Source organism: Halothece sp. PCC 7418 (assembly GCF_000317635.1).
Classification (GTDB): domain Bacteria; phylum Cyanobacteriota; class Cyanobacteriia; order Cyanobacteriales; family Rubidibacteraceae; genus Halothece.
The window spans coordinates 1907238-1932985 of sequence record NC_019779.1 but is presented as its reverse complement, the minus strand read 5'-3'; the positions used below and the strand labels follow the sequence as shown (position 1 = coordinate 1932985).

Here is a 25748-nt window from a genome sequence, read left to right as displayed (position 1 = left end):
TATGCTTTTAAGTTCTTCATCTATCTTATACCAGTGACCAGTTACCAAAGAACAAAGAACCAAAACTTAGAACCTACCTCATGAGAGTGAAGATGACTGTAATTTTTCAGGAGTGCTTAGAAATAATTTAAGATTAATTTTCTCTGTGATTAACCCACCACGCTGCAATCAGGGCTGCAAGAATGAGCAATAGAATTCCTCCCCATGCTATGGTTTGTTCCCAAAAAATAACTTTAGTTAATCTCTGCGGATCAGGTTGAGTAATGTTTTCCTCAATAAACTCTTCCATTGACTAGAAAATTATAAGTTGCTGCAATCTGAAGTATATCAGTCAGAGATTACGCCTTCCGTTTAGGAAAGCACCTGTCCTCACGCTTTGCAAGGCGTGACCGTTGGTCAGGAAGTTGACATGAGTTTAACGAATGAGCGGTTAAGTTGACTTTAAGAGACCCGTTTTCCTAATTCTACCGCGCGATCGGGCTGAATGAGGGCAACTTCTTCATTCTCTAAAACCACTCCTAAGACTAAAACTTCCGACATAAAATCGGCAATTTGTCGCGGGGGAAAGTTAACAACAGCAAGAATTTGTTGACTGATTAATTCTTCTTGAGTATAGAGTTTTGTGATTTGTGCACTTGATTTTTTGATTCCCAGTTCTCCAAAATCAATCCAGAGTTTATAAGCGGGTTTACGGGCTTTGGGGAAGGGTTCAACTTGAGTAATTTTCCCTACTCGAATGTCAACTTTTGCAAAGTCTTCATACGTTATTTCTGCTGTCATTCCTTAGTTTTCCTTACGTTGGATTGGATGCGGTTGATTTCATTTTATTTTCACGCAAGAGTCGGGGTAAACGAACCATTAATAAGACATACATCGCGGGAACAAAGTATAATGCCATCACAGATGATCCCGCAATGCCACCGGCGATCGCGATCGCGAGAGGTTGCCAAAAGGGATTTCCTTCTAGGAGTAAAGGAACAAAGCCCATCATGGTTGTGACAGTGGTGGTTAACACATGGCGAGTTGCTTTCATGACAACATCGCGGATGGCTTTGGGATCGCCTTGTTTCGCCCGTTGATCTTCGTTAAAGGCGGAGAGAACGACAATGGAATCGTTAATGGCAATTCCCACTAAGCCCATTGAGCCGACAATTGCCATAAAGCCTAAGATAGAATCAAAGAGCCACAGGGAAAATAGTGCCATGCCAATGGATCCAAGGGCAATCAAACCGATAATGGCAGCTTGACGGAAGGAGTTGAGAGATAAGACTAAGGCAATACTCATGCCAATGACGAGTAAGGGAACATAGAGGAGTAAGTTTCCCACTGCTTGGTTACTTTCTTCTTGTTCCCCTCCCCAGTCGTAAGAATAGCCTGGGGGAAGTTGAAAGTTTTCTGCGTCTAGTTTTTGTTGAAACGTTTCTAAAACTGTTGCAGGTAAAACCCCAGCCGTAATAAAGGCTTGCACCGTATTCACCCGTTGTTCATTACGGCGAGAAATTTTTGCCCGTTGTGGAACCAGATCAAAGTCTCCTAAAGCTGAGTTGGGACGGAAGTTGCGGTCATTCGCATTTGAGGGGCGTAAATCAAGTGAGGTGAGGTCACTGAGATCAGCGCGATCAGTTTCGGTGAGGCGTACTCGCACGGGGAGATTTTCTGTTGCTTCTAAAACCGAACCCCCGACTGATCCTTCGAGATAGGCTGCTAATTGTTGCGCGATCGCGCTGTTATCGAGTCCGACTTGTTGGGCTTGTTCTTCATCCACGGTAAAGCCGAGTTTGGGGCGATATTCGCTCAAATCATCTCGTGCATGAGTGACATCAGGAATGGAGGCGAGAATTTCTCTGGCTTCTTGTCCTAAGCGTCGTAATTCATCTAAATTCGGTCCATAAATCCGCATCTCTACCGGTGCATCGTAGGGGGGTCCTTGTCCCAGTTGGCGGACTAAAAACCTTGCTTCGGGAAACGCTTGATCCAGTTCTTTTTGGACAGTTTGCACTAATTCCTGTACCCCTTCCCCTGATGTTAATTGCACCATCGCTTCCGCGTAATGGGGTTGATTTTGCCGTTGTCCAGTAATGTTGTAATAGAACTTGGGCGCACTTTCTCCCATCACCCAATGGACTTCTTTCACTTGGGAATGCTGGCGGATGAGAGTGCGGGCGCGTTTAATTTTGGTCTTGGTTTGCGCGATCGCGCTGTCTGAGGAAAATTCAACTTCAATTTGAAACTGATCGCGATTGACAAGGGGGAAAAATTGCTTATCGAGACTTCCCGCTACACCAAAGCCGACAAGAGGAATCATCAAGGTGAGGACAACCGTTAATAAGGGTTTTGTGGTTGCTTGTTTGAGACTCCAGCGATAGACACCGCTAACCGCAGTAAAGGAAATTCCATTATTCCACCATCTTCTTGATCCTGTAGGGGGAATGCGTCCTAACAATCGCCCCGCTAATGCAGCGACAACGGTTAAAGAAAGCAATAGAGAGGAAATAATCGCAAAGATAACGCTGATAGAGATTGATCCGACAAATTCTCCCGCACCACCGGGTAACAGCGCGATCGGTAAAAAGGTAAAGACGGTGGTTAAGGTGGAAGCAAAGAGGGGAACTTGTAAATAGTTGATGGTTTTCGTAACTGCTTGGGAGGGAGGTACTCCGTTTTCTAATTCCGATTGAATTTCATTGACAACCACGATCGCGTTATCAATTAAAAGTCCTAATGCAATAATTAATCCCGTTACCGACATCTGGTGGATTGCAATTCCTGTCGCACTCATGCAGCCTAAAACCGCACAAACGGTTAAAGGAAGCGCGGTTCCCACAATCAAAGAAGACCGCCACCCCATCGCCACAAATACCACCGCAATCACGAGAATCGCTGCAAACAACAGATTTTGAATCAGAGAATTAATCCGTTGCGCCACATATTCACTTTGGTCGAAAATGAGATCGAGTTCCATCCCTTGGGGAAGGTGAGACTGAAACTGATCCAGTTTTTGATGAATGACTTGGGAATATTGATCGATGCGTACCCCAGACTTCATTAAAACTCCCAGCGCGATCGCGCTTCGACCATTGATTAACGCCAATTGTTGCGGGGGATCTTCAATTCCTCGTTCTACGGTTGCAATATCCCCTAAACGGGTAAACTGTCCCTCACGGTTATTTTGAATCGGAATCTGTCGGATTTGTTCGAGGGTTTCTAGTTCGCTTTCCACTTCCACCGCAAGATTACGCTGATTATTACGTAATTGTCCCGCCGAAACTTTTGCATCACTGAGACGAATCCGATTCGCTAAGGCTTGCGGAGATAACCCCACTGCGACTAAATCTTCGGCGTTGATTTCCACACTGATTTCTTCATCGGGTGCGCCGAATAATTCTACTTCTTCCGTTCCATCCACACTCCGCATCACCACCGCCAGTTCTTCTGCATAACGGCGGAGAATGGCATAATTGGGATCGGAATCCTGTGTCCAAGTTAACGCGGGAATCATTGTATAAGCCTTAATCGTGGCTTCTTCTAATTCCGGTTCTCCTACCCCTGTGGGAAACTCTGCGCTTGCATCATCTAATTTATCCCGCACTTTTGACCAAATAGGCTGTGCATCTTTAACGGTATCCACTAATTCCACTTGAACCGTTGAAAATCCGACTCGGGAGTCAGAAGAAATCGTTTTCACCGCTTCCAGTTCTGTAATTTCCGATTCTAAAGTGTCTGTCACTAGGGCTTCCACGCGATCGGCGCTTGCACCAGAATAAGCGGTTTTCACCACAGCCGTGCGGGGAATGAGGGAGGGATCTTCTTGTCGCGGTAAGGATTGAAAGGAGGCGACTCCCCAGGCGACAACCAGAAAGATGGTGAGGATTAAAAGGCGAATATTGCGATAAAAGGGGCGTACCATGGTGTTTGTTCTTCGTTCTTTGTTCTTCGTTCTTTGTTCTTTGTTCTTGGTTCTTGGTTCCTCGGTAACTGGTCACTGATCACTGATCACTGATCACTGCTAACTGATTACTGGTAACTGATCACTGGTAACTGGTAACTGATTACTGATCACTAATCACTGAAACGGTTTGTCCGGGAACAAGACGATGGGTTCCATTGGCGATAATGCGATCATGGGGTTGTAAGGTTCCGCGAACATAGGCGCGATCTTTGTCTTGATGTAAAATTTCTACCGCTTGCTGTTGCACTTCCCAGCCCTTTCCATCGGCGGATTCAACCACAACATACGCTGTCCATAAACCGCGAATCCCTTTTGTTAGTGCGGATAAGGGTAGCCAGTAACCGTCGCTATTAATGGTTTTTGTGCGGGTGAGACGAACGGTTTGTCCGGGATGTGTTTCTAAAATTGCAGCCTGATCCAGTTCTAAAATCACCACTTGGGTTCTGGTTTCCGGATCAACTTCCGGTAAAATCGCGCGAACGGTTGCAGAATAAGTTTGCGAATCAATGGTGACGGTTTGCGATGATCCGATTTCTAATTCATTTGTCATTTCTACAGGAAGCCCGATCCGCGCTTCGGGAACTGCATTTTCCACTAAGCGAATCACTGGTTGTCCGGTTTGAATCACGGTTCCTTCATCAATATGGCGTTTAGAAACAATCCCGTTAAAGGGGGCTTTGAGAATACTTTTACTGAGGGTGACATCAATCTCTTGAATACTGGCTTTCAGTTCCTCTACAGTCGCCTGTTGTGCAATAATTTCTTCTTTCCGCGTTCCGTTGAGTAATTCTTGCAGTTGGCTTTTGGCTTCGTCTAAACGGGCGGTGAGGGCTTCTGCTTGCGTTGCAAACTCGTCTCTTTGTTCTTGAGAAATCGCCCCTTCTTGATACAGAAACTCACGGCGCGATCGCTGCGATTGTTTTAAGTCTAATTCTTTTTCTAGATTCCGTACTCGGGCTTTGGCTGCGTCAATCTCTTCTTTCCGCGCACCCGTTTCCAGTTGTTGCAGTTGGGCTAAAGCGCGATCGCGCTGGGCTTCGAGTTGTTTTCGTTGTGCTTCTAAATTCCGAGTATCCAGTTTAGCTAAAGCATCTCCTTTTGCAACGCGATCGCCTTCTTCCACATACACATCCGTTAATTCTCCCCCTCGTTCTAATCCTAATTCGCTGCTGCGTTGGGCGGTTATTTCTCCTGTGTAACGACGAGTAATCTCATAACCAGAAGCCGGTTCAAGGGTTATCGTTTCCACACTAACTGCATTGATTTCTGTTGTTTCTTGAGGAGAAGAAGGTTCACGAAAAAAGCGCGGAACACCGATCATTGCACCGACAACCAGAAAACACATCCCCCCTAGCCAAATCAGTCGTTTCTTTCCTCCTTGTTTAGATGGCTTTTCAATATATCCAGTTTCTTGGTCTTTATCGAGAGTTGTGTTGTTATGAGTTAGCATCAGAAAACCTCTATCGTAACGTACAGTATGGTATTAAATGAGCAAAATCAAGATTGGTCTCTCCGCAGTTCAGTTTGTTGCAAGCAGAACCAAGAACAAAAATTTCAATTGTTCGTATCGTACCATACGGTATGGTATTGTCAACACCTTAGAAATCAACAATGATACGGTATTGTGGAATACGTCGTTGGCAAAGGAGACCGAGATGGGAGGATCAACGGAACGCTCAACACAAAAGAAAAAGGCGATTCTGGCTGTAGCAACGGACTTATTTATCGAACGGGGTTACGATGGCGTAAGTGTGGACGCGATCGTTAAGAAAGTGGGCGGGTCAAAAAGCAATATTTACAACTACTTCGGGGGAAAAGAAGGCTTATTTTGTGCGATTGTAGAAGATTTAAGTGAACAGATTTTATCGCCTTTAGTGGAAGCAGATGTGGATAATTTACCGCCGAGAGAAGCCCTTACTGCAATTGGAAAACAGGTGATGTCGGTGGTTTTGTCTGATCGCGCGATCGCGCTGTTAAGGATTGTGATTGCTCAAAATCAGCAATTTCCAGAACTGGGACAATTATTTTTCAATTCTGGACCGAAACCTCGTTGTCAAGCCCTGGCGAAATACCTGCAAGATCAACAGGATCAAGGAAGACTCAAACCCTTTGATAGTGAACGGGCTGCGAAACAATTTGTGGGAATGTTTTTAGGGATCAATCAAATGCAACGCATTTTAGGCATTACCCCCGCCCCCACTTCCGAGGAAATTGCATCAATTGTGGACGATGCGGTGAATACTTTTTTAGAAGGACATCAGAATTAGTCATTAGTCATTAGTCATTAGTCATTAGTCATTAGTCATTAGTCATTGGTCATTAGTCATTAGTCATTGGTCATTTATTAAGTGGGTAGTTTTTTTCTTCTTTACTATCCACTATCCACTCTCAACTATCCACTGGTCACTGCCTCCAATGTTGTCGCTGTCAACTTTTAGTTTAGGGTAAAATGTTGGCACTGTCAACCTAAAAATTATGACTTCAAAAACGAGCAAAACTTACCATCATGGAGAGTTACGAGAAAACTTAATTAAAGCAGCGATTACCTTAATCAATGAAAAAGGAATCAGCGATTTATCCTTGCGACAACTCGCCCGTTATGTGGGGGTCTCTCATAACGCGCCCTATCGCCATTTTGAAACGAAACAAGCCCTGTTAATGGCAGTTGCCGAGGAGGGGTTTATTGCCCTGCGAAAAAGGCTAGAAGAGGCAAAAATCGGGTCATCTGAGGATGCGAGAGACCAACTGCGCGCGATCGGGATTGCTTATGTCAAGTTTGCCCTCACTCATCCTGCCCATTATCGGGTGATGTTTGGAAATTATCGGGATGGCTGTAGCGAGTCCGCTTCCCTTGCGGAAGTGGCGGAACAATCGTTTATGGTCTTAGTCAATATTATTCAGGAAGGACAAGCCAGTGGCGTGTTTTGTGAAAGTGATTCTCTCAACTTAGCGAGAGTTGCTTGGTCTTTCGTCCATGGTCAAGCGATGTTAACCCTCGATAATCGCCTCAAAATTGAAACTGAAGAAGACTTTAATGCCTTTTTAGAATTTTCTGTGCAAATGTTGATTCAGGGGATTCAGTCGCCATAAAACATTTTGAACTGTACCGCCAAAACATGGCATGATCGTCAACAAAGCATTGACTGGAGCTTTCATCTTATGAATGGTAAAAAAATCTTAATGATTGTCGGTGACTTTGGGGAAGACTATGAAATTATGGTTCCGTTTCAGACTTTACAAACCGTGGGTCATACGGTGGATGCCATTTGTCCTGATAAAAAAACGGGCGATACAATCAAAACGGCGGTTCATGACTTTGAAGGCGATCAAACCTACTCCGAAAAACCTGGTCATAATTTTTCCTTAAATGCGAGTTTTGATGAAATTAATCCCAACGAGTACGATGCACTCGTGATTCCCGGCGGACGCGCCCCAGAATATATTCGCTTAAATGAAAAAGTTTTAGAAATCACTCGCCATTTTGCAGACAATAATAAACCCATTGCGTCTATCTGTCATGGGCTGTTAGTCCTTTCTGCTGCTGGGGTGTTAAAAGGAAAACGCTGCACCGCTTATCCCGCTTGTGGTCCCGATGTAGTCCAGGCGGGAGGAGAATATGTTTCGATTCCTGCCCATGAGACAATCGTTGATGGTAATTTAGTGACAGCCCCTGCTTGGCCCGCGCATCCGCAATGGTTAAAAGCCTTTTTAGAAGTTTTGGGAACAAAAATTGATCATTCCTCTTAACTATCGTCTTTCTGGACTTTTCTGTAACTGTTGTTGTAATGATTCAGCAGTATTAATCGTTAACCCTAAAAAGTTACTCGCCAATGGTGTATCTGTTTCCTCTGGGGAGAAATAGACCCAACGACTCCCCTGAGGGAGGTCTTTGACTTCAGTGGGGTCGCAAGTTAACCAGACTAAAGGTAATGAAGGGGGACTCTGTTGGTGTGTTTCTTGAAACTGGACAGCTGCTAGCACTTCTAAGACTTCTTGTTGGGATTGAATTAATCCTGCTTGTGCTGTCCAGAGTTTAACATTGAGTTGACTGCGGAGGGCGTAAAAATAGAGGGATGCTGCTGCAATGACTGCATCTTCAAATAATTGTTCTTCCCACGCGATCGCGCTGTTAAGACAAATCACCACATCTTGTCCGCCCATCGACAATTCTAATTCGCGAACTCGTAACTCTCCATACCGCGCACTACTCCGCCAGTGAATCAGACGAGGAGAATCACCGCGCCGATAAGGACGTAACCCTCGCGTTAAACCGATTGTTGCTGCTTGAAACCGTCTTTCTTGCGGAAATTGATCGCTATCTTCTTCTCCAATGGTATCTAGCAGAGAACATTGTTTTAGGGGTAAAACGAGAGGATAAACAATCGCTTTCGACTTCACCTGACGACTGCGACGACTCCAAAATAATCCTAGAGGGGTGGCGGTGCGTAAATGGACCTGTGACCAATGATAAATTCCTCGTTGTTTCGCTTCTGTGGTGTAAATCCAGTCATAACTTTCTTTGGGGGGAATGACTTCAATCGCGCGTTGTGGAGGTTTTCCTAAAGCTGATGGTAACTGATCAATGACTTGCAACAGTGTTTTTGATTGTGGGGTGGGATTATCTATAATTAACTCTAGTGTTAGTTCATCTCCTGCACTCACGGGATAAATGGGAGATCGTCGCACTTGAAGCGGTTTTAAAGCTCTTGGCGGTAGTACCGCAGCCAGCCCTAAAAGTGCAAAAATGAGACCACTCAGGGCATACAACCAACCCACCATTGTATTCGTTGCTGCACCAAAGAACGCAATTGCAATTAACAGTAAAACTAATCCGCCATAAGAGGGGCTAGAGGCATGATTTTCCAGCCATGATTGAAGACGATGCAGCATGATTAAAACTGAACTTAAATCACTAAGACGCTCCTCTCATCTTAACTCTCTAGCAGTTTTAAATTGATTGATAGAAAATCTCTGGTTTCAGTAGTGGGCATTGCCCACCCTACTAATTGATTTAGAGAAAATTGCTAATTTCAAATAAATAGTTTACAGGTGTTTACTCTGTTGCCAAAGCCAAGTTAAATTAAGGGTAAATTGAGGTAATATTGTTTCTCCAAAAAGTTCAGCAGGAGATTGTAAGATTTCGATGGGTTGATCTTGACGGTAAATTTCGACTTGTTGCGTTTGGGGAATAATCAGCCAACCCAATTGTATGCCATTAGAAAGGTATTCCAGCATTTTTGCTTGAGTTTGAGAAAGATTATCACTCGGAGATAAAAGTTCTAATACAAAATCAGGACACAAAGGCGGAAATTTCTGTTTTTCTTCTAGCGTCAGTGCTTCCCAGCGTTCTTTTTTCACCCAAGAAATATCAGGAGAACGATCACTGCCTTTGGGTAATCGAAAGCAAGTAGAAGAATCAAAAATGACTCCCAGTTTGGTTTGACGATTCCAGAAAATGAAATCAGCGATTAATTCAGCATTGGTTTGCCCGGTTTCTCCACCTGTCGGTGGCATAATAATCAATTCTCCATCGGAAGTCCGTTCAAATTTTATGTCGGGATTTTGGCGACAAAGAGCATAAAATTCGTTTTCGCTCAGTGTGATTCCTGGTTCAAGTTTAAGGGTTGTCATCATCTTGCCTTAATCACCCCTTCCCTTCTGACTCGGCTTTTTCTGACTTTATGATAAACCAGATATAAGATCAAATTGGTCAATGTTTGCGACCGATTGATAACTAATGGCAATATAAAATAAGATAATTGAGGACAAAATAAGTGATGTTATATTTACAATTAGATCCAGAAAGTGAAAGATATTTAGTCGAAATTTTATATGAAATACAAAAAAGCCTGCTACATACCGATCCCCCCACCCCCCCCTTACTAAGGGGGGCTAGGGGGGATTGTTAAACCAGTCTTATGTAGCAACCATTAGAGTATTCCTTATTAGCTAAAGAAAAGACGACATCAGAGGAATTGGTAAAACGTCTCCTTTCTGAACATTTACAACGGTTACAACCTCGTCAAACGATTGTTGAGCGGCGGGGTGGACATCCTGAACATTTATTGCAAGATGCTCCCTCTGATTTATCTTCACGGGAAACCCGAAAGAAAAAGGTAGCAGAACATATTAAAAAAACCAAAAGTAATCAATTACAAAAGTAACTAACAAACAGTGACCAGTGACCAGTTATCAGTTCCCAAAGAACAAGGAACCAAGAACCAAGAACAAAAATCAACAACTTATCTCATGAAGCTAGAAAATTACTAACTTAACTAGAAACATTTTGTTCTAATAACAATTTACTTTGCTTTACTTGATCAGGAATTTCAATAGGATAATCGCCAGTAAAACAAGCGGAACAGAAATGATCAGGGTTTTCTCCTGTTGCTTTTAGCATTCCTTCCCAACTTAAATAAGCTAAAGAGTCAACACCAATTTGTTTGGCAATATCATCGACTGATTTTGTTGCTGCAATCAATTGGTCTTGGTTATCGGTATCAATTCCATAAAAGCAAGGATGAGTGACTGGGGGAGAAGAGATTCTCATGTGAACTTCGATCGCGCCCGCATCTCGTAACGCCTGTACAATTTTCCGACTGGTTGTTCCTCGAACAATGGAATCATCCACAATAATAATCCGTTTCCCAGCAATGACATCTTTGAGGGGATTTAATTTCATCCGAATCCCAGATTCCCGCATACTCTGAGTGGGTTGAATAAAGGTTCGTCCCACATAGCGGTTTTTGATTAATCCCTCTTCAAAGGTAATCCCCGATTCATGAGAAAATCCGATCGCGGCGGGAATACCAGAATCAGGAACAGGAATCACAGAGTCAGCTTCTACATAAGATTCTTGCGCCAGTTCTTGTCCCAACCGCAAACGATAACTGTAGAGAGTTTCTTGATTGACCATGCTGTCAGGACGAGAGAAATAAATCATCTCGAAAACGCAGAGTTTGGGTTCGGGTTTTTCTGACCAATGATAAGAGGCTAATCCCTTTTCAGTAATCCAAACCAGTTCCCCAGGTTCCACATCTCGTAAATAGTCTGCGCCAATAATATCTAAGCCTGCGGTTTCTGAAGCGAGAACATAATGCTGGGAGTTTTTACCAAATGTTCCAATGACTAGCGGACGAATCCCGTGGGGGTCGCGCACGCCCATTAATCCTTCTGGTGTCCCAATAACAAGGCTATATGCCCCTTGACAACGGTTAAACGCACTAATCGCACCGTCTAACCAATCTTTCCCTGATTCTAATTCTTGCGCGATCGCGACGGCAATCATTTCTGAGTCTGTGGTAGAAAGGAATTCGTAATTGTCTTTTTCCAAACTTCTTTTTAGCGTTGGAGCATTGACAAGATTACCATTGTGTGCTAAAGCAAGTGAGCCTAATCGAGTGGGAATGACCACAGGCTGTGCATTGGCGATCAAACTGGAACCTGTTGTGGAGTAGCGGGTATGACCCACTGCAAACTTACCAGGGAGTTGGAGGAGACTTTCTTCATCAAACACACGCGCCACTAGCCCCATATCTTTGTGGAGGCGCACTCCATCAGCATTAAATGTGGCGATACCTGCTGATTCTTGACCCCGATGTTGCAGAGCATAGAGTCCAAAGTAGCTGAGTTTGGCGACATCTTCACCAGGGGCGTAAACACCGAATACAGCACAAGCCTCTTCTGGCTTATCTGGTGGTTCGTTAGTTGGGACGATAGTGGGATGTGACATAGGGCTACGAAGAGAGATTACCCCATATATCTTAACAATCCCTTAACAGAAAAGACAAGATTTTGTCATTTGTTCTTTGTCATTTGTTCTTTGTTCTTTGTTCTTTGTTCTTTGTTCTTTGTTCTTTGTTCTTTGTTCTTTGTTCTTTGTTCTTTGTTCTTTGTTCTTTGTTCTTTGTTCTTTGTTCTTTGTTCTTTGTTCTTTGTTCTTTGTTCTTTGTTCTTTGGTAACTGGTCACTGATCACTATAATTGTGCTTGTTTGAGGAGGGAATCGGCAAACGCGATCGCGTTCTCGTCATTATCACCGCCTGCGAGTTGCGCTAGTTCATCACGACGGGTATCGGGATCAGACAGACGCATGACAGAAACGGTGGTGCGAGAGGTGGAAAATTGCTTCTCGACTCGAAAATGAAAGTCAGCCAAAGCAGCAACAAGAGGCTGGTGAGTGACACAAAGAATTTGCTGGTTTTGGGCGAGTTGACGTAGTTTTTGCCCGATCGCGCTGGCGACTCTTCCAGAAACTCCCGTATCAATTTCATCAAAAACAAGGGTTTGCAATTTTTGTTCCGCTTGAGAAAAACAGGCTTTTAACGCTAAGAGAAAACGGCTCATTTCCCCGCCAGAAGCGGTTTCGGAAAGGGGTTTTGGCGTTTCCCCTGGGTTGGGGCTAAAGTAATAATTCACGCTTTCTGTGCCTTGTGCGCTGGGAGCAATTTCGGTTAATGTACAGTAAAACTGCACCTTCTCCATGGCTAAGGGCTTCAGTTCTGCAACCAGTTGTTCCTCTAAGCGGACTGCTGCATCTTTTCGCTGTTCGCTGAGAATCGAACAAGCCTGAATCAGGGTTTCATAAGCAGCGTTCGTATTTTCTTCTAGGGTTTCTAAAGATTGTTCTGAATCATTGAGGCGATTGAGTTCGGTTTCGAGGTCTTTTTGGTGCGCGATCGCGTCTTTTAAGTCAGGACCATATTTGCGACAGATTTGTTTTAATGTCCGAATCCGATCTTCTACCTCCGACAACCGATCTGGATCCGATTCTAACCCTTCCCCATAAGCATAAATCTGTTGTCCCGCTTCTACAATTTGCGTCATCGCATTTTGTACCATTTCTAATAAGGGCGCAAGCTGGGAATCATACTGCACCATTTCTGTTAAGAGATTCTCTGCATCCCCAAGAATATCGGTTCCGGCTGGGGCTTCATCATCGCGCTGATAAAGGGTTTGATACACTTGATAACTGAGTTGTTGTAATTCTACGGCATGAAGCAGCCGATCGCGCTCTTGTTCTAAGTCTTCTAATTCCGATTCTTGGTCGAGTTGCGCTGAATGCAGTTCTTCTAACTGATGCTGAATCCAGTCTAACCGTTGCAACCGTTCTTGTTCGGTTTGTCGTCTCGTTTCGAGAGCATCCTTACACTGGCTATAGGTTTCATAAGCCTTCGCCACTGCTTTGCGTTGTGCAAGTAACGACTGTCCACCATAGGTATCCAGCAATTCTCGCTGACGGGCGGGAATCATCAACGCTACGGTTTGCCCTTGGGCGGTAATTTCCACTAAATAGCTGCGGAGTTCATTAATTAATTGACGGTTGACTAAAACGCCATTAACCCGAGAGCGCGATCGGAGTCCATTTCCTTTCTGGGACATTTCGCGACTACAAACCAAGGTTTGATCATCGAGTAAATCAATTTCTTGGGCTTCTAACCAACTTTGAATGGCGGGAGTGAGGGAAAACGTGGCTTCTACAAGGGCTTTTTCGCTGCCTGTACGCATGAAACGGCTGTTAACCTTTCCCCCGAGTGCAGCATCGATCGCGTCGAGAATAATGGATTTTCCCGCGCCTGTTTCCCCCGTGAGCACGTTTAAGCCTGTACCTAAATCAAGTTCCAGTTCATCGACTAAAGCAAAGTTCTCAATTCTGAGAGAAATTAACATGGGTGTTCTGTTGCTGCGTATGATCTCTCATTCATTTTAGGAGGAGAAACAGTTCTGGGATTTGTTAGCAAAAATTTTACTTTAACATAACCTTTTCTTTACCACAAGCATTTATCGTGAAAATAGTTAAGTAAATTCAATTAAATATACTTAGTTAAGTGATATAAGACATTAACCGTTGATCGCAAATTGAGAGGAGTAAAGAACCGATATAGTGCTACGCACTCGGCAATAGGGAACTTGCCCCAATAGTCTGTAACTAGATTTTAGAGTCTAACCCTGTCCTAACCTGAATACGTACTGCTATATCACTTCATTTTTGCAAGTCATTTGAACTCAGCATTTCCTTGATTGAATTATAAAACCATGAAACCACAAGTGTATAAAGCTCGCTTTCCAAAACAATTGGGGTTGGTTCTTTTTTCCACGCTTTTAGCAGTCGGTGTAACTGCTTGTGGTGGGGACACGACAACTAACGGAAGTGAAGAACAGAACGTTTTCAGCGAGAATATTCGCATGACAGGCGCAGGAGCATCTTTTCCCGCTCCCCTCTATCAAAACTGGTTTGTCGAGATGAACCAGAAGCACCCGCAACTAGAAGTGAACTATCAGTCAGTGGGGAGTGGGGCTGGTGTTGAACAGTTTAGTTCAGAGACAGTGGATTTCGGGGCTAGTGATGTTGCGATGACAGATGAGGAAATCACGAAGATTGACAGAGGAGTGATTTTGTTGCCGATGACGGCGGGCAGTATTGTCCTCACCTATAATTTACCCAATGTCGAGTCTGGTCTGAAGCTGACCCGAGATGCTTATGTCAATATACTTTTAGGTAAAATTACGAATTGGAGTGATCCCGCGATCGCGCAGGCTAATCCTGAATTTGAACTTCCTAATCGTAAAATCACGGTCGTTCACCGTTCTGATGGCAGTGGAACCACTGGAGTCTTCACTAAGCATTTAAGTGCAATCAGCGAAGAATGGACAAAAGAAATTGGAGAAGGCAAAAGTGTTCAGTGGCCCACGACCCAAGGAACTTTTGTCGGGGGAAAGGGAAATGAAGGGGTAACGGCTCAGGTGCAACAGACCACAGGCGCGATCGGATATGTCGAATATGGCTATGCCGTCAATAATAATCTTGCAATGGCTTCCCTTGAAAATGCCTCGGGTAATTTTATTGAGCCGAATGAGCAGACTGCATCGGCTACTCTCGCTGCTGTGGAACTCCCAGAGAATCTCCGAGCCTTTATCACAGACCCTGAAGGCAATCAGTCTTATCCAGTCGTGACTTATACTTGGATGCTGGCTTTCGAGCAGTATGACGATCCCACTCTTGCCAAAGCAATGGAGGTAATGATTGAGTTTGGTCTGAATGAAGGGCAAGAGATTGCTCCACAGTTAGGCTATATCCCTCTTCCTAAAAATGTCAGGGAACGAGTTGCTGAAGCAGCAGACAAGATCAGTCCAGATTACACGATTACGGTCAGATAACCTTTAAAGTCTTTTTCCAAAGCTCCTAGTTCATCTTATAACGCATTGAGGCTACTGTGACTGCCAAGACATCATCTTCATTACCTTCTCAGAGAGGTCGCTCAAACACGGAGAAAAAATTCGATCAGGGCTTTGCTGCTGCAACTGCTGCTTTTGCCATTGCCGTTGGTTTACTCTTAGCAGCGATTACCCTTGTGATCTTGATGCAAGCTGTGCCAGCCATGCAAGAATTTGGATTTGGCTTTTTAGTCACCAGTTCTTGGAATCCCGTGGCGGGGCGACAAGAATATGGGGTACTGCCAATGATTTACGGCACGCTAGTTAGTTCTTTAATTGCGCTCATCATTGCTTTTCCCCTTGGTTTAGGAACTGCCATTTTTTTGAGCGAGGATTTTATCCCCCTACGGATTCGCACCGTACTGGTGTTCTTAGTGGAACTCCTAGCAGCCATTCCCAGCGTTGTTTATGGTTTATGGGGAATTTTTGTGCTGATTCCCTTTCTAAAGGTCATTGGCGACTGGTTACATACAAATTTGGGCTGGATTCCTCTGTTTAGAACGTCTCCAGTGGGACCTGGAATGCTCCCAGCAGGAGTGATTCTAGCGATTATGGTTTTACCGATTATTACTGCTATTTCCCGAGATTCTCTAGCAGCTTTACCCCCTGACCTGCGACAGGCTTCTTTAGGTCTCGGCGCGAGCCGTTGGGGCACCATTTTTCGAGTATTAATTCCTGCTGCCTTTTCTGGGATTGTTGGCGGTACAATGCTCGCTTTAGGTCGAGCAATGGGTGAAACCATGGCAGCGACCATGATTATTGGCAATTCAAATCAGTTAAATATTTCGATTTTAGCCCCTGCCAATACCATTGCCTCTCTGTTAGCGAACCAGTTCGCAGAAGCAAAAGGACTGCAAGTTTCGGCGCTGATGTATGCAGCATTTGTGCTCGTTGCAATGACACTAATCGTCAATGTGTTAGCGCAGATGATTGTGAGTCGAGTGCAGGCTAAGTACCAGTAGTTGTAACGATGTTTTTTGAGGTGTTGATGTGACTAACTTTCCCAGTTCCCCCATTCAGACCTTTGAGATGCAAGGGCTAAAAAAGAATACCTCCAGTGGCAGAACTATTTTTAATATCGTCATGACCACCTTAGCAACTTTGTGCATGGTAGTCACATTAATTCCCCTCGTCTTGGTGCTGACTTTGGTGCTCGTGCGTGGTATTGGTCGTCTCGATTTAGCTCTCTTTACACAGCTACCCCCCCCGCCTGGTCTGGAGGGAGGAGGGATTGCAAACGCCATTTTCGGGACGCTAATTATTGTTGCCATTGCCACGCTTATTTCCGTTCCATTTGGCATTATGGCAGCCATTTATCTATCAGAATTTAGCGAAGGGAGCAAGCTGGCTAAAAATATTCAGTTTGCCACGAACGTACTTAGTGGTGTTCCGTCGATTATTGCAGGGGTTTTTGTTTATGCCCTTTTAGTGAGTTCTAACTTAACTGGATTTTCGGCGGTCGCTGGGGGGGTGGCTTTGGCGATCTTGATGCTGCCGACGATTATTCGGACGACAGACGAAGGCTTGAAGATTGTTCCCCAAGAAGTCCGTTGGGCTTCAGTGGGAGTGGGAGCCTCGAATTATCAAACGGTCTTAAAAGTGGTTCTCCCTGCTGCCACACCAGCCATTATTACTGGCATTACTCTCGCGATCGCGCGGGCGGCGGGAGAGACAGCACCCCTGATTTTCACAGCACTGTTTTCTCAGTTTTGGCCCAACGGCATTTTCAATCCCATTGCTAGTCTAGCGGTGCTAGTTTATAACTTTGCCATTGTTCCCTTTGAGCCACAACAGGAACTCGCTTGGGCAGGGGCATTTATTCTGGTGTTGCTGGTATTAACCACCAGTATCGCTGCTCGCTGGGCAACACGACAGAGAACTTATTAAAAAAACACTGTCCTAATTGGAGAGAATTGAGTCAATGGATAACGCTGAATCAACTAACACACCTGCCTTCTCAACAGACCTTGTTTTGCGGGCTAAAGCCTGTGATATTTACTATGGTAAGTTTAAAGCGGTGCGTGATGTTTCTCTCGACATCCCTAAAAATAGAATTACTGCTTTAATTGGTCCTTCTGGTTGTGGTAAAAGCACGGTACTGCGCTGTTTTAATCGACTCAATGATTTAATCAACGGTTTCCGTCTTGACGGTCAAATTACTTACCATGACCAAGATATTTATGCCAAAAATATTGACCCAATTGAGGTTCGCCGTCGCATTGGCATCGTCTTCCAGCAGCCTAATCCTTTTCCCAAATCAATTTATGACAACATTGCTTATGGGGCGAGAGTCAATAACTATAGCGGGGATCTTGATGAACTGGTAGAAACTTCTCTCCGACGAGCAGTGCTCTGGGATGAAGTTAAGGACAAGCTGCAAGACAATGGATTTTCCTTATCTGGTGGGCAACAACAGCGACTCTGTATTGCCCGCACCATTGCCATTAATCCCGAAGTGGTGCTAATGGACGAACCCTGCTCCGCGTTAGACCCAATTTCCACCCTCAAGATAGAGGAGTTAATGAAAGAGCTTGCAGAAGACTATACCATTATCATCGTCACTCACAATATGCAACAAGCAAGCCGAGTGGCTGACTATACTGCCTTTTTTAATGCTGTTGCTACAGATCGTGGCGGTAAAGTGGGCTATTTGGCTGAATATAATCAAACAAAACTCATTTTCGGCGATCCTCAGCAAGAAGTAACGCGAGATTATGTCTCTGGACGCTTCGGCTAGTTCTACAAATGACTAAAACGACTAAAATAAAAATTATGGCTGGAATTAGAGGGAGCGGACTAGTATTAATCATTTTGTTGGGGCTGTTTTTCATCCATCCCCTAACCGTATCTGCCGATAGTCATAAGGTTGAGTCTGTCGAACTTTTACGATCCCAACAGGACGAGGCGGAATTGTCAACTTCAGGAGGCACAATGCGAAAAGAAATTGTGGATTCGGGACCCTTAAATCCCCGCTCAGCAACAACTGGTGAGTTAGATATTATCAACATAGCAACCGTTCAACTCACTTCTGAAGATTCAGATCACCCGATTGAACGGGTATTTGATCAGCAGCACGGCAAAGGAGCAACTTATTGGGCTGCTGCGACTTCTGGACCTCAAACCATCACCCTCGTTTTCGATCAACCCCAGGTGATTCGGAAAATCCAACTTGAAATCGAGGAGGTGGAAGTGAGTCGCACGCAAGTGCTTCAAATTTCAGTTTCTCACAATGGCGGTCAAAGTTTTGAGAAGGTGCTTGAGCAAGATTATACGTTTAGCCCGCCAGGAACAACATTTCAATGTGAAGACTGGACAGTCAATCTCGAACAAGTCACACACTTTAGCCTGAAAATTATACCTGATCGAGATCATCATCTGGCGCTTGCAAAATTAAGCTCGCTGATCTTATATTGCCTCGATGGTAGTTGCTAGCTCTTAAAGAGAGTCTTAACCGCTTCCCAAGGGATGTGGTTAAGTTTGATGAGTTCTCGGTTGGAAAACCCTTAACTGGATTCCAGGGTTGACCAGACTTCTAGCTTGGTTTTAATTTTACGAATGACCTCATCAGTAAACTCAGAAGTTGTCATTTGTCCGCCGAGATCAGGGGTGGCTTTCCCTTCATAGATGGCTTCAAATACGGATTCATAGATGGATCGGGATGCGCGATCGGCTGTGGTTGTTCCCACATAGGTTAAAAGGGCTGCACTGGCTAAAATCATCGCCATCGGGTTGGCAATATTTTTACCATAAAGGGCAGGGGCAGTGCCATGAGGGGCTTCTGCCATAACATTTTTCACTTGGAACGTCTCCGAGTCAAAGCCCATCACTAAACTTTCTGACCCCGCGATACTTCCATACATCTGTAAAACCATATCTGAGAGTAAATCCCCATCTCGGTTTAAGGCGGGAATCACTAGGGCTTCTCCAGTATTTTGCAGTAAAAGCGCAAAGGTCGCATCAATTAACAGTGGTTGATAGGTCACTTCAGGATAACGCTTGGCAGCAGCATCCAGTTCTTCTTTGAACATCCCTTCATAGGTGGCGCTGACTGTAAATTTCGGTCCGCCAAACACTTTCGCGCCTGTCTGTTTCGCATGGGAAAATGTAAATTCAGCAACGGTTCGACAGATGGATCGACTAATCTTGGAAGTCCGCCAAGCAATTTCATCTCCTGTCTCTGTGGTTTCTCGCCATTCCTTCGCCCCATACGCATCATCTACCGCCATGCGGACAATGGTAATCGGAGCATGAACCCCCCCAATGGGGCGAATCTGGGGAATGCGTCGACCCGTTCGTAAAATCACAGAAGCCTGTAAGGCTTCCCGCAAAATCGCGTTTGGGCTACCCACATCTCCTGCTGTTTCGGGGGTAACCGTTGCAGCCTTTAAAGCCAATCCCGTCTTACAAGTGGCTGCTGCTGAATCCCAAACCACTTGGTTTTTAGTCTCCCGACGATTTTTGAGACTGAGATCGTAATCAACAAATTCTAACGGTTGGCGAATAACCGCAGGCTGCAAAACCCGCAAAGCCTCGGCTAAAAGGTCTTCTCCTGTTTCATCACCGTGCATAACGACGATTGTCGGTAGAGGGGACTGATTTGTCATAGGAACGATGGCTCACTAACGTTGTTTGTTCCAGAATTTTGGTCGCTACAGGATCATGAAACTGTAAAAATGAACACGAAATTAAAAACATCACAATAGTTTTAGATTTGCGGTTCACACGCCATTAGAAAAGAGGTAACGGAATCAAAAAAATGATTTTTATCACATAAATATAACTAACCAATCCCGAATCAAGTTTGTTTAAATCTAAATAAAATTGTTACCTTAACAGGGCTTATAAGTGATACAAAAAAAGAATTAACGTTTTTAGCAATGAAGTCTGCATTTGAGATGACTTCGCTTTATAGTTCAAGAATGGTACTGGGTTTATGGAACTCAACCCTCCTCCTGAAACACTAATAACAGAAATTATCGCCGTTAATCATGCTTGGAAACAAGTATCTGAGCAACTTTTAGATCACAATGCAGGTTTGGCTCTGTCTCTGCGCGATCTCAAAAGTAACCTGCAACTGCGACTCTTACGGAATTATCCCCAAACAGTATATCTCGTTCTGGATGAAGAAACAGAGAGTGAAGAACCGCTTTACAGTGTTCGTTTGCGCGAACCCATTAACGGACATTGGAATGCAGCCCATCTTCCTGTGCGGGTTGCTGAAGAAATGTTAACTGAACAAGAGTTAACGCAATTGATTCAAAGGAAAAATAGTGAGGAGTTTTAATCAGTATGTTGAGCGCGATCGAAACAAATAACTTATTTTTTATCAACACTGTGAGGATCATTTTCATAATTGGATTTTTTATTGAAATCTCTCTTTTATTGAGCTATTACAGGCAAACTGGCAAAAAAGCAAACCAAATTAGTAAAAATCGTGACCTTTCTATTTTTAATAAAGGAAATATTCGCAGTCCATTACATTTTGTTCCCACTTTACTAACCGCGATCGGAATTTTAGGAACTTTTTGGGGGATTTCTCAAGGCTTACAAGGCATTGCTTTAGAAAATATCAACAATACTGATGCACTTCTAAACAATAGCACTGAACTTTTAGCAGGAATGAAAACTGCTTTTACGACTTCTCTTTGGGGCTTAGGTGGCGCAAGTTTATTTATTTTTATTCTTGCTGCTAGCGAAACCTTAAAACGAATACGCCGTAATTCTCTCATGCCGAAAATTCGCGAGCAAAATAATCGTAATCAACCTCCAGATCCCATTGAACAATTAGGCAAAATTGCTAAAAAAGTGGAAGGGCTAGTAACTCTCAACGCTCAAAATATTGGGGAAGAAGTTGCGAACGCTTTAAAACCGAGTTTCCAAGAGGTCAGAACAGATCTTAAAACTCAAAACGAAACGTTGCAGGAGTTAAGTCATCTGAAACCTGAAATAATTGGCGAGGAAGTTGCAACCGCTTTAAAACCAACTTTTGAAGAAATTAGAACAATTAGAACGGATCTCAACCTACAACGCCAAACCATTGAAAACCAGCGTCAAGAACTTCTAAAAACTTTAATTGCAGAACTGAAAACAGAAGTTATTGAACCTGTAATGACTCGTCTTGATGAAAGCGCAGCAATGACTCAAGAGGCTTCCAGTGCAGTTAAAGAACTGAAAGAAGAATTAGGAGGAATTTCTGAAAGTTTGGCGACATCTATTCAAACGATTCAACAATTCCAACAACAAACTATTGGACAACTTGAAGCCTTTGCTCAAAACCTACAACAAATTTTAGAGCAGTTTAAAACCGATACTCAAGGTGTAATGCAACAAGTAGCGACAAATATTAATCATGCAGTTGATCAAAGTATTTCAGGAATGGAAGCCCAACGAACAGCTTTTGCTGAAAGTGCTGAACAAGCCTCTACGACTTTCCGAGGAATACGAGAAGACTTAGAACAAGCACTCACTACTCAAGCACAACAGCAAAGAACCATGCTTGAAGAAGTCCAAACTTCTACTCAAGGTATTTTACAGGAAGCGAATAACGCTTTTGTAGAACAATCAAATACGCTGACTCGCGTTGGGAATGAAGCCTCTGACATGATGAGTAACGCCAGCGAGAACTTACAAACCAGTATTACTCAAGCAATCAATGAGAGTATTTCAGGTTTAGAAACTCAACGCCACGCTTTTGCTGAAAGTGCGGAAGAAACAGCAAATACGTTCCAACAAATACGAGAAGAATTACAAACTACTCTCAGAACTCAAGCACAACAGCAAAGAACAATGCTCGAAGAAGTGCAAACTTCTACTCAAGATATTTTACAAGAAGCGAATAACGCTTTTGTAGAACAATCCAATACCCTGACTCGCGTTGGTCATGAAGCCTCGCAAATGATGAGTAATGCTAGTAATAACTTGAATGGAACATTAACTAATATTGATTCAATGTTGCAAAATACCCGTCAAACCGTACAGCAAGAATTAGAAAACTTCCGCATTACCTATCAAAACTCACTCAATCAGTTTTTTGAACAACAAAATAATCTCCTAGAAGAAACATTAGGAAGACAGCGAGAAGGCTTAGAGGAAGTGGTTAAAGAATTACAAAGAGTTTTCCAAGAAGACGCTAAAAATATGGCTGAACAAGTTATTGAAAGTATGGAGAAAATTCAAATAACCACAAAAGCTGTTAGTGATTTAGCCAATACAACAGGCTTAACGTCTGCTGACCGTTTAGCGCAAATTCAAGACATAGCGAGAACTCTAGGAAGTGAATCAAGGAAAATTAATCAAGCCTATGAAAACCTGATTCATAACTTTAATCGAGGCTTAGAAACTTGGAATGATAATTTAACCGAATACTTTGAACAAGCTAATGAAACTTATCAACAAGGAAGACAAGAATCAGAACAAGCAGCAGCAGAAGTTTGCAATCAACTCAATCAAACCTCTCAAGGATTAATGGGTGTTGCTAACTATTTAGTTTCAGCAGCCAATGATCTAAATGATGCTAATAGTAAGCATTAGAGATGATTGACCGACAAAAAGATCTCTATGTAGGTTGGGTTGAATACGGTGAAACCCAACTAATAGTAAGCATTAGAGATGATTTGACCGACAAAAAGATCTCTATGTAGGTTGGGTTGAATACGGTGAAACCCAACTAATAGTAAGCATTAGAGATGATTTGACCGACAAAAAGATCTCTATGTAGATTGGGTTGAATACGGTGAAACCCAACTAATAGTAAGCATTAGAGATGATTTGACCGACAAAAAGATCTCTATGTAGGTTGGGTTGAATACGGTGAAACCCAACTAATAGTAAGCATTAGAGATGATTTGACCGACAAAAAGATCTCTATGTAGGTTGGGTTGAATACGGTGAAACCCAACTAATAGTAAGCATTAGAGATGATTTGACCGACAAAAAGATCTCTATGTAGATTGGGTTGAATACGGTGAAACCCAACACTAACCAGGGACTTGTAAAGGTTATATCAGTCAACCAATTATTAAAGTTATTCAGAAAAACTTTTTGGAGATACAATGACAAATTTTGACCCACTTAATTCTAATCTCGAACTTGATTTAGAGGATGACGACGAACAAAATCAAGAATCGGGCGTTTGGCTTTCAATTAGTGATTTAATGTCAGGCTTACTTTTATTTTTCGCCCTCTTATTTATCGCCACTCAAATTCAGTTGCAGAAATATCAAGAACTTATTGATAAGTTACCTATAGCTGTTGTCGAAGCAATAGAAAAAGAGATCGGTAATGAAGCCTTACAAGTTGATCCCAAAACAGGTGATGTGAGCTTAGATGATCAAATTTTATTCACTGAAGGCTCTTCACAATTAAAGTTTGAAGGAAAACAATTTCTGAATGAATTTATTCCAATTTATAGCGGAGTTATCCTTTCTAATGAAGACTTTGATCAGTTAGTTGTACGAATTATAATTGAAGGACATACTAGTTCTAAAGGTTCAGAAATAGCGAATCGCGCTTTAAGTTTAGAACGAGCTTTGGCTGTAACAAATTACATTTTTTCCGATGAACTCCAATTCCCAAACAAGAAGCGTTTTGAAAAGAAAATTTTAATTAGTGGTCGCGGAGAAATTGAGGCAAATCAAAATATTGATGATCCAATTGATCGGAAGGTAACATTCCGCTTTCAATTACGTCGTCCTGATTTTACTGGTGGGACTGATCAAGAGGAAGCAAAAATTAAAGAATCGATTGATCAAGAAAGCAAATAAAATTACTTTTAATATGAAATCCCAAAAATCCCTCTGCACCAGATCCCCCCTTCGCCCGCCTTTAATCAAGTTTTTACGAACGAATTAGAACTGATATATTCCGCCATTTCAGTTACAAGCAACAGCCCTAACAGAATTAGTCGTAAGGTGGGCAATGCCCACCCTACAATGAATTATAACTGCTATATCTGTTATTTAATTTCTCCTAAAAAATCATGAAATTTAAAACTATTCAACCGCTTCCACAATTTCAGTTACAACCAACAGCATTGACAAAGTTAGCTGCTGAAATTGGAACGAATCATAAATTCTCTTCCCCAGAACTTCCCCCTGAAGTAAACCAATATCAAACTCGTCCTCCTCGTTCTTTAGATGACATTTTTATGAATTTAGAACAAGGAAACGCCGACAATGTTAGTTTATTGGAGTGGGTTTACTGTATTTATTATAAGAAAGACTGGGATCAAAAACATTCAAAAGACCAACAATTATCAACGTCTCGCTTGATTTGGGAAGGTGCAATTAATAATGATGCTATAAAACAGCGTTTGTGTTGGCGTTTAGCTTATTATTATGATGGACATAGAAATAGTTTAGCACCCTCTTTGGTAGAAACTTTTTCTACTTTGTCAGATATTCATGATGATGATTTAGCTGTTCAAGTTCTATGTACTCTACAAAAGCGCGATCCAGTTTTACCTATAGCTAAACTATCACTTCGTAAAGAGTTAACACCTCAAGACTTATTTAAGACTGCTCAACTACCTACTAATTTAAGCATTATTTATGATGCTTTAGAATATGTTGTTACTGCTTTTTCTAACCAATCAAACCCCACACAAAAAGAAGCAAGTTGGTTACTGAACTGTTTTGAAATAATGACTGTTGAACAAGAAATTAGTGCAGTCGAAACCTTGCTAAAAAAAGTTAGTGCAGAAGTTGGGGGGCAGTTTAATAATTTAGTCCAGTGGCTACAAAACCATTATAGTCCACTGGTAACAGCATCTCAATGGAGTCGGCTTTCTACTGAGGCAAAAAGTGCGTTAAGACAATGGTTTGGTGCAGCTAACTATCGAGATTTCCAAAGGTTAGTTGATATTATTTCTGCTCGATTCAATGAAAGCAACGATCAGGAAAAAGCTAATAAAAATCAACTGCTCAGCAGAAAATATTTTTGGGAGCAATATTCAGATCAGTTTGAGCGCATTCGGATTTTACTTCCGCAGTCTTCGGTCAATGTTGTAGGAAATCAAATCCAACAAGATATAGATATTATCAAAGATGATGGGAGTGAGGAAACAGAAGTTTGTATTTTTGATTTTGGCAACTGGTTTGTTGTTGAATTTTTCCGTGGAAGTGGAAGTGAAACTCGCATTTTTAAGCGTGATCAGTATCCGAACATTGAACAAGAATTGTTTGCGTCTTCTCAGTTATCAGTAAAGCGGTTACGGGCTTTTGGTGGAGAAGTTCATGATCATAAGTATCTTTGGCAAATTGATTGTGAAAAATGGTTGCGAGAACGGGGAATTTTACCTAATGCTGGAACAACTCATTTCAAACGTCGGAATAAAAATAATCCCAATCAACCTTATCGCGATCACTATAATCCTAATATAGGACTTCCACTTCATGATCCTAATGGTGATAAACGAAGAACACGAGAAAGAGATTTAATGAGATGGCGCAGAGATATTGAGCAATTAGAACGAGAAGCAAAAAGGAGGTTTCCCTCTTATTGAAGTTTAACGAGAGTTCAATGTCAAAAAGTTGTAACAAATGATACAACCCCCCTGTGAACAAGAAGCATAGTCTGAGACACTAGAA

The 25748-nt window shown here is 42.8% G+C and carries 22 protein-coding genes; 13 read left to right on the top strand and 9 right to left on the bottom strand.

The genetic code is table 11. From position 1 onward, the window contains the following. Window positions 1-133: 133 nt before the first annotated feature. The 4 genes from PCC7418_RS20510 to PCC7418_RS08720 all read right to left on the bottom strand — a co-directional run bounded on the left by PCC7418_RS20510 (window position 134) and on the right by PCC7418_RS08720 (window position 5399). Window positions 134-289 (bottom strand): hypothetical protein, encoded by a 156-nt coding sequence (locus tag PCC7418_RS20510; protein WP_015225807.1) that lies wholly within the window; start codon window positions 287-289, stop codon window positions 134-136. A 152-nt stretch (window positions 290-441) separates the two neighbouring features. After that, on the bottom strand, window positions 442-780 hold the full coding sequence (locus PCC7418_RS08730; protein ID WP_015225806.1) for a tRNA-binding protein: 339 nt from the start codon (window positions 778-780) through the stop codon (window positions 442-444). 13 nt (window positions 781-793) lie between these two features. After that, on the bottom strand, window positions 794-3907 hold the full coding sequence (locus PCC7418_RS08725; protein ID WP_015225805.1) for an efflux RND transporter permease subunit: 3114 nt from the start codon (window positions 3905-3907) through the stop codon (window positions 794-796). A 142-nt stretch (window positions 3908-4049) separates the two neighbouring features. After that, complete coding sequence (locus tag PCC7418_RS08720) at window positions 4050-5399, bottom strand: efflux RND transporter periplasmic adaptor subunit (protein WP_015225804.1); 1350 nt, start codon at window positions 5397-5399, stop codon at window positions 4050-4052. A gap of 205 nt (window positions 5400-5604) precedes the next feature. Between PCC7418_RS08720 and PCC7418_RS08715 the strand changes: the two genes are divergently transcribed. From PCC7418_RS08715 to PCC7418_RS08705, 3 genes are all read left to right on the top strand, one after another. Next, entirely contained in the window at window positions 5605-6216 is a 612-nt protein-coding gene (locus PCC7418_RS08715; protein ID WP_015225803.1) for a TetR/AcrR family transcriptional regulator, read from the top strand. 208 nt (window positions 6217-6424) lie between these two features. Further along, window positions 6425-7039, top strand: coding sequence for a TetR/AcrR family transcriptional regulator (locus tag PCC7418_RS08710; RefSeq protein WP_015225802.1), 615 nt, complete (start codon window positions 6425-6427; stop codon window positions 7037-7039). A 69-nt stretch (window positions 7040-7108) separates the two neighbouring features. Then, on the top strand, window positions 7109-7696 hold the full coding sequence (locus tag PCC7418_RS08705; protein ID WP_015225801.1) for a DJ-1/PfpI family protein: 588 nt from the start codon (window positions 7109-7111) through the stop codon (window positions 7694-7696). Here PCC7418_RS08705 and PCC7418_RS08700 read toward each other — a convergent pair whose 3' ends face one another. Together PCC7418_RS08700 and PCC7418_RS08695 are read right to left on the bottom strand one after the other, a co-directional pair. Next, window positions 7697-8839 carry a DUF58 domain-containing protein gene (locus PCC7418_RS08700; protein ID WP_015225800.1) on the bottom strand — a complete coding sequence of 381 codons (1143 nt, stop codon included), beginning with the start codon at window positions 8837-8839 and terminating at the stop codon, window positions 7697-7699. It abuts the gene before it with no gap. 153 nt (window positions 8840-8992) lie between these two features. Further along, on the bottom strand, window positions 8993-9580 hold the full coding sequence (locus PCC7418_RS08695) for a Uma2 family endonuclease (protein ID WP_015225799.1): 588 nt from the start codon (window positions 9578-9580) through the stop codon (window positions 8993-8995). Between the two features lie 344 nt (window positions 9581-9924). Between PCC7418_RS08695 and PCC7418_RS08690 the strand changes: the two genes are divergently transcribed. After that, window positions 9925-10113: a hypothetical protein gene (locus PCC7418_RS08690; RefSeq protein ID WP_015225797.1), complete on the top strand. Its 189-nt coding sequence runs from the start codon at window positions 9925-9927 to the stop codon at window positions 10111-10113. Window positions 10114-10220: 107 nt separating this feature from the next. On the opposite strand, the gene purF is transcribed toward PCC7418_RS08690, so the two are convergent. Continuing rightward, window positions 10221-11681 (bottom strand): amidophosphoribosyltransferase, encoded by a 1461-nt coding sequence (gene purF / locus PCC7418_RS08685; RefSeq protein ID WP_015225796.1) that lies wholly within the window; start codon window positions 11679-11681, stop codon window positions 10221-10223. Window positions 11682-11925: 244 nt separating this feature from the next. Next, entirely contained in the window at window positions 11926-13617 is a 1692-nt protein-coding gene (gene recN / locus PCC7418_RS08675) for a DNA repair protein RecN (protein WP_015225795.1), read from the bottom strand. A 366-nt stretch (window positions 13618-13983) separates the two neighbouring features. Here recN and pstS point away from each other — a divergent pair, with 366 nt between their 5' ends. The 5 genes from pstS (at window position 13984) to PCC7418_RS08650 (ending at window position 18594) form a co-directional block, all read left to right on the top strand. Further along, on the top strand, window positions 13984-15105 hold the full coding sequence (pstS, locus tag PCC7418_RS08670; RefSeq protein ID WP_015225794.1) for a phosphate ABC transporter substrate-binding protein PstS: 1122 nt from the start codon (window positions 13984-13986) through the stop codon (window positions 15103-15105). Between the two features lie 56 nt (window positions 15106-15161). Then, complete coding sequence (gene pstC / locus PCC7418_RS08665; protein ID WP_015225793.1) at window positions 15162-16124, top strand: phosphate ABC transporter permease subunit PstC; 963 nt, start codon at window positions 15162-15164, stop codon at window positions 16122-16124. 67 nt (window positions 16125-16191) lie between these two features. Further along, window positions 16192-17049 carry a phosphate ABC transporter permease PstA gene (gene pstA, locus PCC7418_RS08660; RefSeq protein WP_041596551.1) on the top strand — a complete coding sequence of 286 codons (858 nt, stop codon included), beginning with the start codon at window positions 16192-16194 and terminating at the stop codon, window positions 17047-17049. 34 nt (window positions 17050-17083) lie between these two features. Beyond that, on the top strand, window positions 17084-17899 hold the full coding sequence (pstB, locus tag PCC7418_RS08655) for a phosphate ABC transporter ATP-binding protein PstB (RefSeq protein ID WP_015225791.1): 816 nt from the start codon (window positions 17084-17086) through the stop codon (window positions 17897-17899). A 194-nt stretch (window positions 17900-18093) separates the two neighbouring features. Continuing rightward, window positions 18094-18594, top strand: a complete 501-nt coding sequence (locus tag PCC7418_RS08650) for a discoidin domain-containing protein (protein ID WP_015225790.1) — start codon at window positions 18094-18096, stop codon at window positions 18592-18594. 71 nt (window positions 18595-18665) lie between these two features. On the opposite strand, the gene PCC7418_RS08645 is transcribed toward PCC7418_RS08650, so the two are convergent. After that, window positions 18666-19766, bottom strand: a complete 1101-nt coding sequence (locus PCC7418_RS08645) for an isocitrate/isopropylmalate family dehydrogenase (RefSeq protein ID WP_015225789.1) — start codon at window positions 19764-19766, stop codon at window positions 18666-18668. Window positions 19767-20095: 329 nt separating this feature from the next. Here PCC7418_RS08645 and PCC7418_RS08640 point away from each other — a divergent pair, with 329 nt between their 5' ends. From PCC7418_RS08640 to PCC7418_RS08625, 4 genes are all read left to right on the top strand, one after another. Further along, window positions 20096-20446: a hypothetical protein gene (locus PCC7418_RS08640; protein ID WP_015225787.1), complete on the top strand. Its 351-nt coding sequence runs from the start codon at window positions 20096-20098 to the stop codon at window positions 20444-20446. Window positions 20447-20544: 98 nt separating this feature from the next. After that, on the top strand, window positions 20545-22692 hold the full coding sequence (locus PCC7418_RS19360; RefSeq protein ID WP_150107044.1) for a hypothetical protein: 2148 nt from the start codon (window positions 20545-20547) through the stop codon (window positions 22690-22692). A gap of 521 nt (window positions 22693-23213) precedes the next feature. Then, complete coding sequence (locus PCC7418_RS08630; protein WP_015225785.1) at window positions 23214-23924, top strand: OmpA family protein; 711 nt, start codon at window positions 23214-23216, stop codon at window positions 23922-23924. A 215-nt stretch (window positions 23925-24139) separates the two neighbouring features. Beyond that, window positions 24140-25663, top strand: coding sequence for an EH signature domain-containing protein (locus PCC7418_RS08625; RefSeq protein WP_015225784.1), 1524 nt, complete (start codon window positions 24140-24142; stop codon window positions 25661-25663). Window positions 25664-25748 lie beyond the last annotated feature (85 nt).

Excerpts from the sequence above, each read along its gene's own strand:
- PCC7418_RS20510 (WP_015225807.1), bottom strand. The coding sequence starts at position 289 with ATGGAAGAGTTTATTGAGGAAAACATTACTCAACCTGATCCGCAGAGA.
- PCC7418_RS08730 (WP_015225806.1), bottom strand. The coding sequence starts at position 780 with ATGACAGCAGAAATAACGTATGAAGACTTTGCAAAAGTTGACATTCGA.
- PCC7418_RS08725 (WP_015225805.1), bottom strand. The coding sequence starts at position 3,907 with ATGGTACGCCCCTTTTATCGCAATATTCGCCTTTTAATCCTCACCATC.
- PCC7418_RS08720 (WP_015225804.1), bottom strand. The coding sequence starts at position 5,399 with ATGCTAACTCATAACAACACAACTCTCGATAAAGACCAAGAAACTGGA.
- PCC7418_RS08715 (WP_015225803.1), top strand. The coding sequence starts at position 5,605 with ATGGGAGGATCAACGGAACGCTCAACACAAAAGAAAAAGGCGATTCTG.
- PCC7418_RS08710 (WP_015225802.1), top strand. The coding sequence starts at position 6,425 with ATGACTTCAAAAACGAGCAAAACTTACCATCATGGAGAGTTACGAGAA.
- PCC7418_RS08705 (WP_015225801.1), top strand. The coding sequence starts at position 7,109 with ATGAATGGTAAAAAAATCTTAATGATTGTCGGTGACTTTGGGGAAGAC.
- PCC7418_RS08700 (WP_015225800.1), bottom strand. The coding sequence starts at position 8,839 with ATGCTGCATCGTCTTCAATCATGGCTGGAAAATCATGCCTCTAGCCCC.
- PCC7418_RS08695 (WP_015225799.1), bottom strand. The coding sequence starts at position 9,580 with ATGACAACCCTTAAACTTGAACCAGGAATCACACTGAGCGAAAACGAA.
- purF (WP_015225796.1), bottom strand. The coding sequence starts at position 11,681 with ATGTCACATCCCACTATCGTCCCAACTAACGAACCACCAGATAAGCCA.
- recN (WP_015225795.1), bottom strand. The coding sequence starts at position 13,617 with ATGTTAATTTCTCTCAGAATTGAGAACTTTGCTTTAGTCGATGAACTG.
- pstS (WP_015225794.1), top strand. The coding sequence starts at position 13,984 with ATGAAACCACAAGTGTATAAAGCTCGCTTTCCAAAACAATTGGGGTTG.
- pstA (WP_041596551.1), top strand. The coding sequence starts at position 16,192 with ATGCAAGGGCTAAAAAAGAATACCTCCAGTGGCAGAACTATTTTTAAT.
- pstB (WP_015225791.1), top strand. The coding sequence starts at position 17,084 with ATGGATAACGCTGAATCAACTAACACACCTGCCTTCTCAACAGACCTT.
- PCC7418_RS08650 (WP_015225790.1), top strand. The coding sequence starts at position 18,094 with ATGCGAAAAGAAATTGTGGATTCGGGACCCTTAAATCCCCGCTCAGCA.
- PCC7418_RS08645 (WP_015225789.1), bottom strand. The coding sequence starts at position 19,766 with ATGACAAATCAGTCCCCTCTACCGACAATCGTCGTTATGCACGGTGAT.
- PCC7418_RS08640 (WP_015225787.1), top strand. The coding sequence starts at position 20,096 with ATGGAACTCAACCCTCCTCCTGAAACACTAATAACAGAAATTATCGCC.
- PCC7418_RS08630 (WP_015225785.1), top strand. The coding sequence starts at position 23,214 with ATGACAAATTTTGACCCACTTAATTCTAATCTCGAACTTGATTTAGAG.
- PCC7418_RS08625 (WP_015225784.1), top strand. The coding sequence starts at position 24,140 with ATGAAATTTAAAACTATTCAACCGCTTCCACAATTTCAGTTACAACCA.